The sequence below is a fragment of the Bradyrhizobium sp. Unk1 genome (assembly GCF_059512345.1).
The window spans coordinates 195939-211235 of record NZ_JCAMOP010000004.1 but is presented as its reverse complement, the minus strand read 5'-3'; the positions used below and the strand labels follow the sequence as shown (position 1 = coordinate 211235).

Genomic DNA, 15297 nt, shown 5'->3' with positions numbered 1-15297 from the left:
CCCCTCACAACGACAGATGCGCGTCGCGGATATCCGGACGCGCGTCGAGCTCGGCCATGGTGCCGCCGAAGCAGATGCGGCCGCGCTCGATGATATAGGCGCGGTCGGAAATCAGCCGCGCAAAGTGCAAATTCTGCTCGGAGACGACGATGCTGACGCCTTCCTTCTTCATGGTCAGGATGGCATCGACCATCTGCTCCACGATCTTCGGCGACAGGCCTTCCGAGGGCTCGTCCAGCAGCACCAGCGACGGATTGCCCATCAGCGTGCGCGCGATGGTGAGCATCTGCTGCTCGCCGCCGCTCATACGGCCGCCCGGACGATTCTTCATCTCACCCAGGTTCGGAAACAGCGCGAACAGTTTTTCGCGGGTCCAGTGCGGGGCGTTCGGACGCTTCGGCTGGCGGCCGACCTCGAGATTCTCCTCCACCGTCAAATCAGTGAAGATGCGCCGCTCCTCCGGCACATAGCCGAGCCCGTCGCGCACGATTTCATGCGTCGGGCGCGCCGAGACATCCTTGCCCTCGAACATGATGCGCCCCGAGCGCTGGGCAACGAGCCCGACGATCGAGCGAAACGTCGTCGACTTGCCGGCGCCGTTGCGGCCGAGCAACGCCACCACCTCGCCCTCGCCGACCTCGAAACCGATGTCGAACAGGATATGGGCCGGGCCGTAATGACTGTTGAGGTCCTGCACCGTGAGCTTCATGCGGAGGCTCCATGCCCGGCATCGTAAAGCAGGCCATCGCCAAGATAGACTGCCTGCACCTGCGGATTGCTGCGCACCTCGGCCGGCGAGCCTTCGGCGATCAGCGTGCCGCGGTTGAGCACGATGATGCGGTCGGCATGCTCGAACACCACGTCCATGTCGTGCTCGGTGAAGAGCACGCCGATCGACTTCTCCCGCGCGATCTGCGCCGTCAGCCGCATCAGCTCGACGCGCTCGCGCGGCGCCATGCCGGCGGTCGGCTCGTCCATCAGCAGCAGCTTGGGCTCGTTGGCGAGCGCAACCGCGAGCTCGAGCCGCTTGAGGTCGCCATAGGCGAGCTCACCGCAGGGCCGATCGGCGTAGCCGCCCATGCCGACCAGCTCGAGCAGCCGCCCGGCCTCGCCGCGGTCGAAGTTCGGCGCCGAGCCAAAGAGATTAAACAGCTGCTTCCCATGCGAGATCAGCGCGACCTGCACGTTCTCTCGCACGGTCATGGTCGCGAAGGTCGCCGTGATCTGGAAGGTGCGCCCGACGCCGAGCCGCCAGATCTCGCGCGGCTTCTTGCCGGTGATCTCCTCGCCGAGCAGGCGGACATGGCCGGTATCAGGCTTGTTCTGGCCGTTGAGCATGTCGAAGCAGGTGCTCTTGCCCGCGCCGTTCGGACCGATCAGCGCCAGAATTTCGCCTGATCGCAGCGAGAACGAGACGCCGCGCACGGCGTGGATGCCGCCATAAGATTTGGACAGGCCTTCAACCGCGAGAAGTGGGGGTGCGACGCTCATTCGACGGACTCGATCGGCTTGGCAAGCAAGGGAGATCCCGGCGGCGATGTCTTTCTGCGCCGCTGCGCCAGCATCTCCAGCGTGCCGACGATGCCCTTGGGGAAGACGACGACGATCAGCACGATGAAGCCGCCAAGCACGAGCTTTGACAGGTCGGTCTGGCTGACCAGCCAGATGTTGAGCGCCTTGTAGACGATAGCGCCGATCACCGCGCCCGACACCGTCTCGACGCCGCCGAGCAGCACCATGACCAGCGCGTCGACCGACAGCGAGATCCCAAGATTGTCGGGGAAGACGCTGCCCTTGAGGTAGGCGAACAGCGCGCCGCCGATGCCGGCGGTCGTGCCGGCGATCACGAACGCCGTCCACTGGATGCGCTTGGCATTGATGCCGACCGCCTCGCTGCGCAGAGGCGAGTCGCGCGTGGCCCTGAGTGCGTAGCCGAACGGCGAGAATACCATGGCCCGAAGCGCGACCGTCACAAGTGCCGCAACGCCGAGCGCCAACCAATAGAAATGCCCCGGGCTCGCCGCCCAGCTTGACGGCCAGACGCCGAGTATGCCGTTGTCGCCGCCCGTTACACTCACCCACTGGAACGCGATCGACCAGACGATCTGCGCAAACGCAAGCGTCAGCATCGCGAAATAGACGCCGGAAAGCTGCACCGCGAAGAAACCGAACACGGCCGCGCCCATGCAGCCCAGCAGCGGTCCGAGCAGCAGGCACACGATCATCGGCAACCCTGCTATCTTGGCGAGGAAGGCGACGCCGTAGGCGCCGAGACCGAAATAAGCGGCATGCCCGAACGACGCGAGCCCGCCGACCGACATCAGGAAATGCAGGCTGACGGCGAAGATCACGAAGATCGCGATCTCCGAACCGACCGTGAGAACATAATTGCCGGCGAACAGCGGCAGCGTCGCCGCGATGACGAGCGCGGCAAGCGCCGCGAGCCGCTCGTTCGACGTCAGCGGCCGCCAGGGATTGACGGTGAGGCCCGGTGTCTTGCGCGCGGCCGCCTCGGGTTTGCCGAACAGGCCCCAGGGCCGGACGATCAGCACCACCGCCATCACCAGGAAGACCAGGATGATGGAGATTTTCGGAAAGATCAGGATGCCGAAGGCATTGAGCTCGGAGACCAGCACCGCCGCGACGAAGGCGCCGACGATGCTGCCGAGGCCACCGATCACGACCACGACGAAGACCTCGACGATGATACGCAGATCCATGGCGTGATGCACGGCATCGCGCGGGATCTGGAGCGCGCCGCCGAGTGCGGCGAGGAAGACGCCGACCGCAAACACGGATGTGAACAGCCATTTCTGGTTGACGCCAAGCGCCGCGACCATGTCGCGGTCCTGCGTCGCCGCGCGCACCAGCACGCCCCAGCGCGTGCGCTGGAACAGCAGCCAGAGAATGCCGAGTACGACCGGGCTGAGCACGATCAGGAACAAATCGTAGCTCGGGATGTTCTGGCCGAAGAAATCGATGGCGCCCTTGAAGCCCGGCGCGCGGCGGCCGACGAGATCGTCGGGGCCCCAGATCAGCACGACGAGATCCTCGACCATCAAGGTCAGGCCGAAGGTCGCAAGCAGCTGGAACAGCTCGGGCGCGTGATAGATGCGGCGCAGCAGCACCATCTCGACGATGACGCCGATCAAGGCCACGGCAAACGCGGCGATGACGATCGCGCCCCAGAAGCCGAACGCTCCCGAAAGCCGCTCGGTGAGCGTGAAGGCGATGTAGGCGCCGATCATGTAGAAGGCGCCATGCGCGAAATTCACGATCCGCGTCACGCCGAAGATGATCGACAGGCCCGAGGCCACCAGGAACAGCGACGCTGCGCTGGCGAGACCGGTCAAAAACTGTACGACATAAAAGGCCATCGGCGGTCCGGGTTAGGCATAAGTCTCAGTGTCTCGCTTCATCCTTCGAGACGGCGCTACGCGCCTCCTCAGGATGAGGTCCGGGACCCTCATGGTGAGGAGCGCGGCAACGCCGCGCGTCTCGAACCATGAGGCCCCGGTCTCTCTTCGCATCAATCCTTCGGACGCAGCTTCTCGACTTCGGCGTCGCTCGGCAAATAGTCCGATCCCTTCTTGTAAGAAGAATCCACCATCACGCCCTTGCCGTCCTTCAGCGCGGTCTTGCCGACATAGGCACCGAGCGTCGACTGGTGGTCGATCTTGCGGAAGGTGATCTCGCCGAACGGCGACGGCATCGACAGCCCCTCTGCCGCGGCAATCAGTTTCTCCGGATCGGTCGAGCCGGCCTTCGCAAGGATCGCGGCGGCCGCCTTGATGGTCTGATAACCGACGATCGAGCCTAGGCGCGGATAATCGTTGTACTTGGCCTGATAGGCCTTCAGGAACGCGTCATGCTCGGGCGTCTTGATCGAGTACCAGGGATAGCCGGTGACGATCCAGCCCTCCGGGGTCTCGTCCTTAAGCGGATCGAGATATTCGGGCTCACCGGTCAGGAACGAGACGACCTCGCGCCCCTTGAACAGGCCGCGGGTGTTGCCTTCACGCACGAGCTTCACGAGGTCGGCGCCGAAGGTGACGTTGAGGATCGCTTCGGGATTGGCTGCGGCAACCGCCTGCACCACGGGACCCGCGTCGATCTTGCCCTGCGGCGGCCACTGCTCGTCGACCCACTGGATGTCCGGGCGCTTCTCCGACATCAGCTTCTTGAACACCGCAACCGCCGACTGACCATATTCATAGTTCGGCGCGATCGTCGCCCAGCGTTTGGCGGGCAGCTTGCTGGCGGCTTCCACCAGCATCGCGGCCTGCATGTAGTTGGAGGGACGCAGGCGGAAGGTGTACTTGTTGCCCTTGGACCAGGTGATGGCATCCGTCAGCGGCTCGGCCGCGAGGAAGAACACCTTCTTCTGGTTGGCGAAGTCGCTGACGGCGAGGCCGATGTTCGACAGGAACGTACCCGTCAGCATCGCAACACCCTCGCTGGAGACGAGCTCGTTGGCCGCGGTCTGCGCATCGGCCGGCTTGCCGCCGTCGTCCTTGGAGACGACGACAAGCTTCTTGCCGTTGATGCCGCCGGCCGCGTTGACCTGTTCGACTGCGAGCTGCCAGCCCTTGCGATAGGGCTCGGTGAACGCCGGCAACAGCGAGTAGCTGTTGATCTCGCCGATCTTGATCTCCTGCGCCACGGCCGAATGAGCCATGCCGCCCGCCAGCAGCGCGAAGGCCGCGCCCACAAAAGTGTTTCTTGCTCGCATCCCAACCTCCAGTTTTGAACTTTCTACGTCTTCAGCGTGATCTTGTCGGAGAAGCTGTGCCCGCCTCCCCTGTTCAAACTCTATCTCAAACCGTCTTCACCCTTCACTTCCGCAACCGTCAGGCCGCCGACGCGCGGCAACGGGCGTCCGCTGTCGGTGACGGCGACTGCGACCATGATCTCGTTGGCGCGCGGCGCATCATTGATCTGCACTTCCATGCCGTCAAAGTGACTGCGCACGAAAGCCGCGTCCTTGTGCCCGAGCGGAATGTCCAGTGTCGTGCCGGGGCCGCTGCGCTTCTTCGATGACGGGATCAGCGCCGCGCCCTTGCTCAGCACCTTGCGCACCGGAGCGCCCATCTTCGGATGCAGGATAGCCGCTGCATGCTCCAGCTCGCCGTTCTCGCCGACCGCCGCGGCCTTGCCGTAGCTCTGCGCCTTCGCGCCATCGATGCCGAGCGCCGCCACCGCGCGCTTTGACAGAAGCTCGCCGAGCTCCTCGCCGATCGTGATCAGCGGCGAGAGATCCTCGACATATTTGCCGGCAAAGGGATTTTCGATCACGGCGATCGCCGCCGCACGCCGCGTCGGCGGCGAGACCTGGCGGCCCATTTCCATCTGCGTCTCTTCGACGACGGTGACGATCTTGCGGATGATCGCGCTCATGTTTCGCTTCCCTGTTCAGGCATAGACCGCGTTCTCCAGCATGAGCGGGCGCGTTCGTTGCTCTTCTATATCCTTGGTTCCGATGACAAGCATATCACCACAAAGCTGCAACACGGCACCCTCGATCAATCCGCGATCGAACAATTGCCGTGCACATTCCGCGCCAGATTCCAGCGCGGCCGCGACCTCGTTCTGCGACAATTCACCGACATCGCGGGTGACGAGACGCACGCCGAGATCGCTGTCAGGCTGAAGCTCGTTCGCAGGCTTTCTGATGATGGCGGGATGCCCGGGCAGATCGACGGCGTTGGCGATGACCGTCGCGGCCGCATCGGCCTGCGATGCGGTGGCAGCCAGCACCGTGACCGCGTCGGCAATGCCGAGCGAAAAGCTGCGGCCGTGACGCCCGCTGGTCGCGATGCCGCGCACGGGATCACCTGAGTAGACCCTCAACTTGCGCAGCACGCCGTCACGATCGGGCCGATCCATCAGGCCGACCGAGAAATGCTCGCCCTCGCCGAGATGCAGCGCGATATCGCCGCCATTGTTGACATAGGCCTGATCGAGCGTCGCAGCGCCCAGCATGGCGCCAAGAATCTCCTCTGCAACGCTGCCGGCAACCGCGGCCATCGGCGTAATGAAGCAATCGGCAGCATAGGGTGCGACAGCAGCGTGCATCCGACGCGCCACCACGCCCGTCAGCGACGTCCGCCCCACAGCGGCCGTCCGCAGTTCCGGCAACTCCGCGCAGAGTTCGTCGAGCAGTCCGGTGAATCGCCGCGCCGCCGCCTCATAGGCCGCACGCACTGCGTCCGCGCGCCCCCTCGCCTCCACGATCACATCAATCGGTCCATCCTGCAAATGCAGCCGCCGGCCATCAGACAGCAATGCGATTTGCGGGAGCCTGGTCATGCCCGGGGCCCCGGGATCGGGTTCTGCCAGGGCAATTGGCGGACGTCGTCGCCGTTCTGCACCTCGGACAGCGGTTTTACATAGTCCATGTGCCCGCCGAGCGCGGCATAGTCCGACAGCTTCATCGTGAACTCGATCGGCGCGACCAGCGCCGGCGTCGGCACATAACCGAACGCGCCTGAAGGCATCTGCGTCACATCGACCATGTAGGTGATGCCGCCGCCCGGCCAGACATAAACAGGTGCGCCGCCGCTGGTGACGCGCGTCAGCGCGTCCTTCACCGAGCGCGTCAGCCGGACCGGATTGTCGGTGACGCCCGCGCGCAAGGAGCCGCCGGCACCCGCCATGAACAACACCGTGCACAGCGCCGGCTCGCAATTCTCCTGGATGCGCTCGACCGAGAACTTCAGGTCATCAGGCATCTCGGTCTCGACCGGCTTCAGGGCTTCGTCGAGCACATAGTAAGACGAGTGCTCGCCGGTCGTGGAGACCATCAGCATGGAGAGACCAGGCTTGGCTTCCTTGGCATCGAACGGCCCGAGAATCGCCAGCGGATCGGAGATGTTGGTGCCGCCCCAGCCCGTGCCGGGATCGGCGACCTGGAAATAGCGGCCTGGCGTCGAGCGACGGCCCTTCATCTTGATGCCGGTGTCGGCGATGTCGAGCAGCTTGCCGGCTTGGTGCTCCGAGAGCACGCCGGTGATGTGATCGTCGACGACGACGACTTCATCGACCTTGCCGTGCCATTGCTTGGCGAACATGCCGATCGTCGCCGAGCCGCAGCCGACGCGCATGCGCTCTTCTTTCATGCCGTTGACGATCGGCGGCTGGCCGGCTTGCACCACCACGCTGGCGCCGCCGTCGATGGTCAGCTCGACCGCCTTGCAATTGGCGAGATCCATCAGCGTGTCACAGGTGACGCGGCCCTCTTTCTTGGAGCCGCCGGTGAGATGATGCACGCCGCCGAGCGACAGCATCTGCGAGCCGTATTCGCTGGTCGTGACGTGACCGACCGCCTCGCCCTGCGCGCGAACGGTCGCGGTTTCCGGGCCGAGATAGCGGTCGGTGTCGATCTTCACCTTGATGCCGCAATAGGAGAAGATGCCCTCGGTCACCACGGTCACCATGTCGACGCCATCGACCTCCGCGGAGACGATGAAAGGCGCCGGCTTGTAATCGGGATAGGTCGTGCCCGCGCCGATCGCCGTCACAAAGGTTGAGGGCTCGTGGACGATCTTGCCGTCCCAGTCTTCGGTGCGGCTGAACGGAACGAGCTTGCCGCCATGCGAGACGGTGCGCTCCAGGATCACATGCGGGTCGACGCGGACGAGCTTGCCGTCGTGATTGGCATAGCGGTCGCAGGCGCCCGCCGCGCCCGGCTTGATGTAGCACATCACCGGACAGGCATCGCAACGGATCTTGTCGATGGCGGCGCTCGTCGTTTCAGTCACCATGTGCAAAGCCAGCCGACTGCGGTTATCATTCGTATACGAACGATGTTGCGCGCCCTCCCGAAGGCTGTCAAGCGGCGGTGCGGCGCAAAAGGTGCGGCTGCCGCATAAAACCCCATTTGCCTATCCGCTCTGTCCACAAAGAAGGCAGTCGCGCTGCAGTGCGGCATGCGCGGCTTGCACGTTTGTGTACAAACGGTATCGTCGCGACGTAGGTTTTGACGAGCACTTGGCCACGGGCTTGGGAACGAGGATGATTCAGACACCGATCCGCCTCACCGTGAACGGCAGGATCCACGAGGTCACGGCAGCGCCGCAGACGCCGCTGCTCTATGTGCTGCGCAACGATCTCGCGCTCAACGGCCCGAAATACGGCTGCGGCTTGGGCGAATGCGGCACCTGCACTGTCCTGATCGACGGGCAGGCTGCGCGCTCCTGCGTGATTCCCGTCAGCGGCTGCGCAGGCCGCGACATCCTGACGCTCGAAGGGCTCGGCACGCGCGACAAGCCGGATACGGTGCAGCAGGCCTTCATCGACGAGCAGGCCGCGCAATGCGGCTATTGCCTCAACGGCATGATCATGACCACCAAGGCTCTACTTGCGATCAACCCGCAACCGACCGAGCAGGAGGCGCTCGCGGCGCTGCGCTACAATCTCTGCCGCTGCGGCACGCATGTCGAGATCCTGCGCGCGGTGATGCGCGCATCCGGCCAGCTCACTGAGGCCGTTGATTGATGGCCTCCCCTGTTTCGAACGGAGCTGAGCGGCAGTCCGGTTCGCTCGTCGTCGTCTGCACCGTGGACGAGATCACATCAGAGACCTTCGTCCGCATCACCGCGGATGGATCGGTCACGGCCTATAACGGCCATGTCGATCTCGGCACCGGGATCCGCACCGCACTCGGCCAGATCGTCGCCGAGGAGCTGGATGTGTCCTTTGCGCGCGTCGTCGTGGTGCTCGGCGATACCGCCGTGGTGCCGAACCAGGGCGCGACGATCGCCAGCGAAACCATCCAGATCACCGCCGTCCCCCTGCGCAAGGCCGCAGCGCAGGCGCGGCACTTCCTGATCGCGCGCGCAGCCGAGCGGCTGGAGCTGCCGGCCAGCGAGATCAAGATCGAAGACGGCCTCGTGCGCGGGCACAACCGCAGCGTCAGCTATGGCGAATTGATCGGCGGCGAGACCATTCGCCTCGAACTTGCCGACGACGTCGCGCTCAAGCCCGTTGGCGACTACGCCATCGTCGGCCAGTCGACGCCCCGCGTCGACCTGCCCGCCAAGGCGACCGGCGAGCTGACCTTCGTGCACGACATCCGGCTATCAGGCATGCTGCACGGCCGGGTGGTGCGTCCGCCCTATGCCGGCGTCGATGCCGGCCCGTTCGTCGGCACCAGCCTGGTCGCGGTGGATGAGTCCTCGGTACGCGACATTCCCGGCATCATTGCCGTCGTGCGCATCGGCGATTTCGTCGGCGTGGTCGCCGAGCGCGAGGAGAACGCGATCCGCGCGGCGGAGCAGCTCGCGGTGAGCTGGAAGCCGACGCCCGGTCTGACCGATCTCGCCGACGTCGAGACTGCGCTACGCGCCAATCCATCGACGCCGCGCACGCTGATCGACAAGGGCGACGTCGACGCGGCGATATCAGGCGCGGCCAAGCCGATGCAGCGCACTTATGTGTGGCCGTACCAGATGCACGCCTCGATCGGGCCGTCCTGCGCGGTCGCCGATGTCCAGGACGGTAACATCCGCGTCTGGTCCGGCACGCAGAACCCGCACCTGCTGCGTAGCGATCTGGCGCTCCTGATCGAACGTCCCGAAAGCGAGATCGAGGTGATCCGCCTGGAGGCCGCCGGTTGCTACGGCCGCAACTGCGCCGATGACGTCACTGCGGACGCGCTGCTGCTGTCGCGCGCCGTCGGCCGGCCCGTGCGCGTGCAGCTGACGCGTGAGCAGGAGCATGCCTGGGAGCCCAAGGGCACCGCGCAGCTCATCGATGTCAATGGTGGACTCGACGCCGACGGCGGCATCGCTGCTTACGATCTCGCCACGCGCTATCCCTCGAACGCCGCGCCAACGCTGGCGCTGCTGTTGACGGGGCGAATCTCGCCGGTGGCCGATGTGCTCCAGATGGGCGACCGCACCGCGATTCCGCCTTACGACTACGACCACATGCGCGTCGTCGCCCATGACATGGCGCCGATCGTGCGCGCCTCCTGGCTTCGCGGTGTCTCGGCCCTGCCGAACACTTTCGCACATGAATCCTATATCGACGAGGCCGCGACCGAGGCCGGTGTCGATCCCATCGAATACCGCCTGCGTTACCTGAAGGACCAGCGCGCCGTCGATCTCGTCAATGCGGTGGCCGAGCGCGCGGGCTGGACGCCCCGGCCGGTCCGCGAAGAGAAAGATGGCGACGTCGTGCACGGGCGCGGATTTGCCTATGCGCTCTATGTCCACAGCAAGTTTCCCGGCTATGGCGCGGCGTGGTCGGCCTGGGTTGCCGACGTAGCCGTGAACAAAGCGACGGGCGATGTCAGCGTCACGCGCGTCGTCGCCGGGCAGGACTCCGGCCTGATGATCAATCCGGACGGCGTGCGTCACCAGATCCACGGCAACGTCATCCAGTCCACCAGCCGCGCGCTGATGGAGGAGGTTTCGTTCGAGCGCGGCGCAGTGGCGGCGCGCGAATGGGGCGCCTATCCGATCATCCCCTTCCCCGACGTACCCAAGATCGACGTACTGATGTTGCCGCGTCAGGACCAGCCGCCGCTCGGCGTCGGCGAGTCCGCCTCGGTGCCGAGCGCAGCCGCGATCGCCAACGCGATCTTCGATGCCACCGGCGTGCGCTTCCGCGAGCCGCCGTTCACGCCGGAACGCATCTTGAAGGGATTGCACGGTGAAACATCGCCCGTGCCGCAAGCCCTGCCCGCACCCGCTACGCCGCATCCATCTCGCATCTGGCAGAATCCGTTCGCCAAGCGCGCCGGCATCTTCGCGACGATTGCGGCCGTCTGCACCGCCGCGATCGGCGTCGGCGCTGCCCTCCTGCCCGGGCGCGCGATCGCGCCGATCGCACGTCCCGATCCATTGGTCTATTCCGCGGCGACGATCGCGCGCGGAGAGCAGCTTGCAGCACTCGGCAATTGCGCGGAGTGCCACACCATGATCGGCGGCGCGGTGAACGCCGGCGGCCGTGCGCTACAGACGCCGTTCGGCACGATCTACGCGACCAACATCACCCCGGACGTCGAGACCGGCATCGGCGCCTGGTCCTACCCCGCCTTCGAGCGCGCGATGCGCGACGGGCTTCATCGTGACGGACGGCAGCTCTATCCCGCCTTCCCCTACACCCATTTCGCCAAGACTGGCGATGCCGACATGCAGGCGCTCTACGCCTTTCTGATGGCGCAGCCTGCGGTGCGTGCGACGACACCGGCGAATGCGCTCGCCTTCCCGTTCAACCTCCGCCCGCTGCTCGCAGGCTGGAACGCGCTGTTCCAACACACGCAAGAGTTCAAGCCCGATCCCGCCAAATCCGAACAGTGGAATCGCGGCGCCTATCTCGTCGAGAGCCTCGGCCATTGCAGCGCGTGTCATTCGCCGCGCAACGCGCTTGGTGCGGAGCAACGCAATGCCTATCTCGCGGGCGGATTTGCCGAAGGCTGGGAAGCGCCGGCGCTGACGTCGCTCTCACGCGCGCCGATCCCATGGAGCGAGGACGAGCTTTTCGCCTATTTGCGCACCGGCCATTCGCGCTATCACGGTGTCGCGGCTGGCCCGATGGCGCCTATCGTCAAGGACCTCAAGGCCCTGCCGGACCCCGACATCCGCGCGATGGCGGTCTATCTCAACTCGTTCAACGACACCGCGATCGATGCGCGGGGCCAGGACGCACTTGCCGCAAAGCTTGAAGGCTCAACGCAGGTCACGGTGGCGCCCTCCACCGGCGCGCGGATCTATCAGGGCGCGTGCGCCGTCTGCCACGAGGTCGGCGGCCTGCCGCTGTTCGGAACTCGGCCCTCGCTCGCGCTCAACAGCAATCTGCACAGCGCGACATCGGACAATCTCGTGCAGGTCGTCCTGCACGGCATCGCCGAGCCGGTGTCGAGCGATCTCGGCTACATGCCAGCCTTCAAGAACAGCATGAGCGATGCGCAGGTCGACGAACTCGTCAGCTTCCTGCGCAAGCAGTTCGCGCCGGACAAGCCGGCGTGGACCGGCGTCCGCGAGACGATCGCACGGGTGCGCAGCTCAACGCATTGATTTTTGGAGCATGACCTAATCGGAAAACTGCTTCACACTTTGCGCTAACGCGGCCCTTCGGGTCCGGGTCATGCTCTAGCCGTGCTTCTTCGCCTCTACCGGCGGCGTGCCGTGGGTGTGGAACGACTCGATCGTCTTCAATCCCCACGCCTGGCCCTTCTTGCGCTCTTCTTCCGTCCACACGATCGGCTTCCAGTCGGGTGCGAGGATGAGGCGCGCGCCGGCATTGGCGACTTCGACGCGATTGCCGCCGGGCTCGTAGACATAGAGGAAGAAGGTCTGCTGGATCGCGTGCTTGTGCGGGCCGGTCTCGATGTGCACGCCGTTCTCCAGAAAAATATCGGCGGCGCGCAAAATCTCCTCGCGGCTGTCGAGCGCGTAGGTGACATGGTGGAAGCGGCCGGGCGTGCCGGAATGGTCGAGCGAATAGGCGAAATCGTAGCTCTTGTTCGACATCGTCATCCACATCGCCGCTTCCCGCCCGTCGTTGAGCACGATCTGCTCGGTGAGGCGGCAGCCGAGATAGTTCTCGAAGAACTCGCGGTTGGCCTTGATGTCGACGGCGAGGCAGTTGAGATGGTCGAGGCGGCGAACGTTGACGCCGCGCGCAGGAAAGCGCTGCGCCTGGTTCTTCAGTGCAGGCTTCAGCTCCGGCGGCGCCTGGTACCATTCGGTCTCGTAATAGAGCTCGACGATGTGGCCGTCGGGGTCGCGGCAGCGGAAGGTCGGCCCCTGCCCCATGTCGCCATCGATCCAGCCGATGTCGAAGCCGGAGCCTTTGAGCGCGGCGACGCGGCGCTCCAGCGCCTGCTGGCTGCGCGCGCGCAGCGCCATATGTTCCATGCCTGACGTCTTCGACGCCGTGAGCTTGAGCGAATAGCGCTCATAATCGTCCCAGCCACGCAAGTAGACCGACTCGCCCTTCTGCCTGCTCACGGTCATGCCCATGACGTCGACGAAGAATTTCAGGCTCTCGTCGGGCTTCGGCGTCAGCAGCTCCATGTGGCCGAGATGAGCAAGATCGAGGATCGGTTCGGGCTGCATGCTTTCCTCCAGGCGTGGCTGCGATCCGCCGGACCGGATCGCGCAACCGGACGCAAGGCTGCAAACGCGCTCAAGTGTCCGGGGGCGGCATCCAGGCCGCCGGTTCATTTGTACTAATGTACAAATGATTAGCTCCCGTCAACAAATCAAAACATGGCCGCCCGGATCGAGTGACGCGCCAGCCGGGATGACCTCCATCCCCGAAGGGCGGACCTACTGACCGAATGGTAAAATCTTCCTTAAGCGCTGTCGGGCCTATCGGCCTAGAAAAGCGGCATTCCCCTACCGATTCCGCCCGCAAGTATGCATTAGGAGCAAATCTCTCAACCGAATTGTCGCAGATTTAACAAAGCCCCCGCGCCTGCCGTTTAACCGTTTGTCCAGCCGCGGCACGCATAGTCAGGGTTAAATCTCTTGCTCATGCCAGGTTCATTCATCGTGACATCCTTTGGACGCGTGATTTCGGTACGCGGGTCGCTCGCTCGGGTCGGGCTGCTGGCGGCAAGCCAGATGCCGATCTCGGAAATTCGGGCCACGGTCGGCCGGTTCGTCAGCATCCGCTGCGCCAGCTCGGTGATCGTCGCCATGATCACCGAGGTGTCCTGCGAGAACCTCTCGAGCTCCGACTACATCGCCATCGCGTCGGTCGACCTGCTCGGCGAAATCCACAATGCCGCCGACAAGGCCAAGTTTCAGCGCGGCGTCACCAACTATCCGACCATCGGCGATTCCGTCGACCTGATCACGAGCCAGGAGCTGCGCACGATCTACGCGCCGACCGGATCGGACCAGATCAATGTCGGCTTCCTCCAGCAGGACCGCTCCGTCGTCGCCTATGTCGACGTCGAGGAAATGCTCTCCAAGCATTTCGCGGTGCTGGGATCGACCGGCGTCGGCAAATCCACCGGCGTGTCGCTGCTGCTCAACGAAATCCTGAAATCACGCCCGAACCTGCGCATCTTCCTGCTCGACGTGCACAACGAATATGGCCGCTGCTTCGGCGACCGCGCGCTGGTGCTCAACCCGCGAAACCTGAAGCTGCCGTTCTGGCTGTTCAACTTTGAAGAGATCGTCGACGTGCTGTTCGGCGGCCGCGCCGGCGTGCCCGAGGAGCTCGACGTTCTCGCCGAGGTGATCCCGATCGCCAAGGGCATCTACACCCAGTATCAGAACACCGATCGACTCGGCCTGAAGCGCATCGATCCCAAGCAGGTCGGCTTCACCGTCGATACGCCGGTGCCATACCGCCTGGTCGATTTGATCTCGCTGATCGACGAGCGCATGGGCAAGCTGGAAAACCGCTCCTCGCGCATCATCTATCACAAGCTGATCTCGCGCATCGAGGCCGTCCGCAACGACCCGCGCTACGCCTTCATGTTCGACAACGCCAATGTCGGCGGCGACACCATGGCCGAGGTGATCAGCCATCTGTTCCGCCTGCCCGCCAACGGCAAGCCGATGACAGTGATGCAGCTCGCCGGCTTCCCGGCCGAGGTCATCGATTCCGTTGTCTCGGTGCTGTGCCGCATGGCCTTCGACTTCGGCCTGTGGAGCGACGGCGTGTCGCCGATGCTGTTCGTCTGCGAAGAGGCGCACCGCTACGCCTCGGCCGACCGCAATGTCGGCTTCGGGCCGACCCGCAAGGCGGTGTCGCGCATCGCCAAGGAAGGCCGCAAATACGGCGTCTATCTCGGCCTCATCACCCAACGTCCGGCCGAGCTCGACGCCACCATCATCTCCCAGTGCAACACGCTGTTCACGATGCGTCTGGCCAACGAGCGCGACCAGGCGCTGCTGCGCGCCGCGGTGTCGGATGCCGCCGCGAACCTGCTGTCCTTCGTGCCATCGCTCGGCACCCGCGAGGTGCTGGCGTTCGGCGAAGGCGTCGCACTGCCGACCCGCCTGCGCTTCAAGGAAGTGCCGCCGCATCAATTGCCGCGCGGCGAAGCCACCATCTCAAGCGTGCCGTCGGTCACCTCCGGTCACGACATGCATTTCGTCGGCGCCGTGCTCGAACGCTGGCGCGGCGCCACCTCGCAACGCGACGCGCCGAACGACCCGGTGTTTTCGCAGCCGCCCGCAAAGACGCTCGCGACCGCCGAAGCGCCGATGCTGCAGCCCTCGATGGGGCTGGACCCGGACCGCTTCTCGCTGCTGAAGAAGCCACTGCGGTAAAGACGGCGCGGCTGGGCGCGACGGGGAATGCCCCGGATATCGCGGCTCAAGGCCG

11 protein-coding genes are annotated in these 15297 nt (G+C 64.9%); 3 read left to right on the top strand and 8 right to left on the bottom strand.

Translation table 11 applies throughout. The features are described from left to right. Positions 1 to 4: 4 nt before the first annotated feature. From AC5ZFO_RS06840 to AC5ZFO_RS06810, 7 genes are all read right to left on the bottom strand, one after another. A complete protein-coding gene (locus tag AC5ZFO_RS06840) occupies positions 5 to 709 on the bottom strand; it encodes an ABC transporter ATP-binding protein (RefSeq protein WP_247307205.1) in 705 nt (234 codons plus the stop codon). Then, positions 706 to 1491, bottom strand: a complete 786-nt coding sequence (locus tag AC5ZFO_RS06835; RefSeq protein ID WP_282518201.1) for an ABC transporter ATP-binding protein — start codon at positions 1489 to 1491, stop codon at positions 706 to 708. Before AC5ZFO_RS06835 ends, AC5ZFO_RS06840 begins: the two co-directional genes overlap by 4 nt. Then, a complete protein-coding gene (locus AC5ZFO_RS06830; protein WP_496121835.1) occupies positions 1488 to 3377 on the bottom strand; it encodes an ABC transporter permease in 1890 nt (629 codons plus the stop codon). Before AC5ZFO_RS06830 ends, AC5ZFO_RS06835 begins: the two co-directional genes overlap by 4 nt. Before the next feature lie 152 nt (positions 3378 to 3529). Continuing rightward, positions 3530 to 4732: an ABC transporter substrate-binding protein gene (locus tag AC5ZFO_RS06825; RefSeq protein ID WP_028146663.1), complete on the bottom strand. Its 1203-nt coding sequence runs from the start codon at positions 4730 to 4732 to the stop codon at positions 3530 to 3532. Positions 4733 to 4812: 80 nt separating this feature from the next. Continuing rightward, positions 4813 to 5397, bottom strand: coding sequence for an amino acid synthesis family protein (locus AC5ZFO_RS06820; RefSeq protein ID WP_282518203.1), 585 nt, complete (start codon positions 5395 to 5397; stop codon positions 4813 to 4815). A gap of 15 nt (positions 5398 to 5412) precedes the next feature. Beyond that, the gene (locus AC5ZFO_RS06815) at positions 5413 to 6309 is read right to left on the bottom strand and encodes a UPF0280 family protein (RefSeq protein ID WP_282518204.1); all 897 of its coding nucleotides are present in this window, start codon (positions 6307 to 6309) and stop codon (positions 5413 to 5415) included. After that, positions 6306 to 7763, bottom strand: a complete 1458-nt coding sequence (locus AC5ZFO_RS06810; protein WP_282518205.1) for a 6-hydroxynicotinate reductase — start codon at positions 7761 to 7763, stop codon at positions 6306 to 6308. Before AC5ZFO_RS06810 ends, AC5ZFO_RS06815 begins: the two co-directional genes overlap by 4 nt. A 250-nt stretch (positions 7764 to 8013) precedes the next feature. Between AC5ZFO_RS06810 and AC5ZFO_RS06805 the strand changes: the two genes are divergently transcribed. Both AC5ZFO_RS06805 and AC5ZFO_RS06800 read left to right on the top strand, forming a co-directional pair. After that, the gene (locus AC5ZFO_RS06805) at positions 8014 to 8496 is read left to right on the top strand and encodes a (2Fe-2S)-binding protein (protein WP_282518206.1); all 483 of its coding nucleotides are present in this window, start codon (positions 8014 to 8016) and stop codon (positions 8494 to 8496) included. Continuing rightward, on the top strand, positions 8496 to 12023 hold the full coding sequence (locus AC5ZFO_RS06800; protein ID WP_282518207.1) for a molybdopterin cofactor-binding domain-containing protein: 3528 nt from the start codon (positions 8496 to 8498) through the stop codon (positions 12021 to 12023). The genes AC5ZFO_RS06805 and AC5ZFO_RS06800 overlap by 1 nt, the downstream gene beginning before the upstream one ends. Positions 12024 to 12098: 75 nt before the next feature. Here the strand turns inward: AC5ZFO_RS06800 and AC5ZFO_RS06795 are convergent, their stop codons facing one another. Further along, on the bottom strand, positions 12099 to 13067 hold the full coding sequence (locus tag AC5ZFO_RS06795; protein WP_496121832.1) for a catechol 2,3-dioxygenase: 969 nt from the start codon (positions 13065 to 13067) through the stop codon (positions 12099 to 12101). A 420-nt stretch (positions 13068 to 13487) separates the two neighbouring features. Here AC5ZFO_RS06795 and AC5ZFO_RS06790 point away from each other — a divergent pair, with 420 nt between their 5' ends. Further along, positions 13488 to 15242, top strand: coding sequence for an ATP-binding protein (locus AC5ZFO_RS06790; RefSeq protein ID WP_282518209.1), 1755 nt, complete (start codon positions 13488 to 13490; stop codon positions 15240 to 15242). The last annotated feature ends 55 nt before the right edge of the window (positions 15243 to 15297 follow it).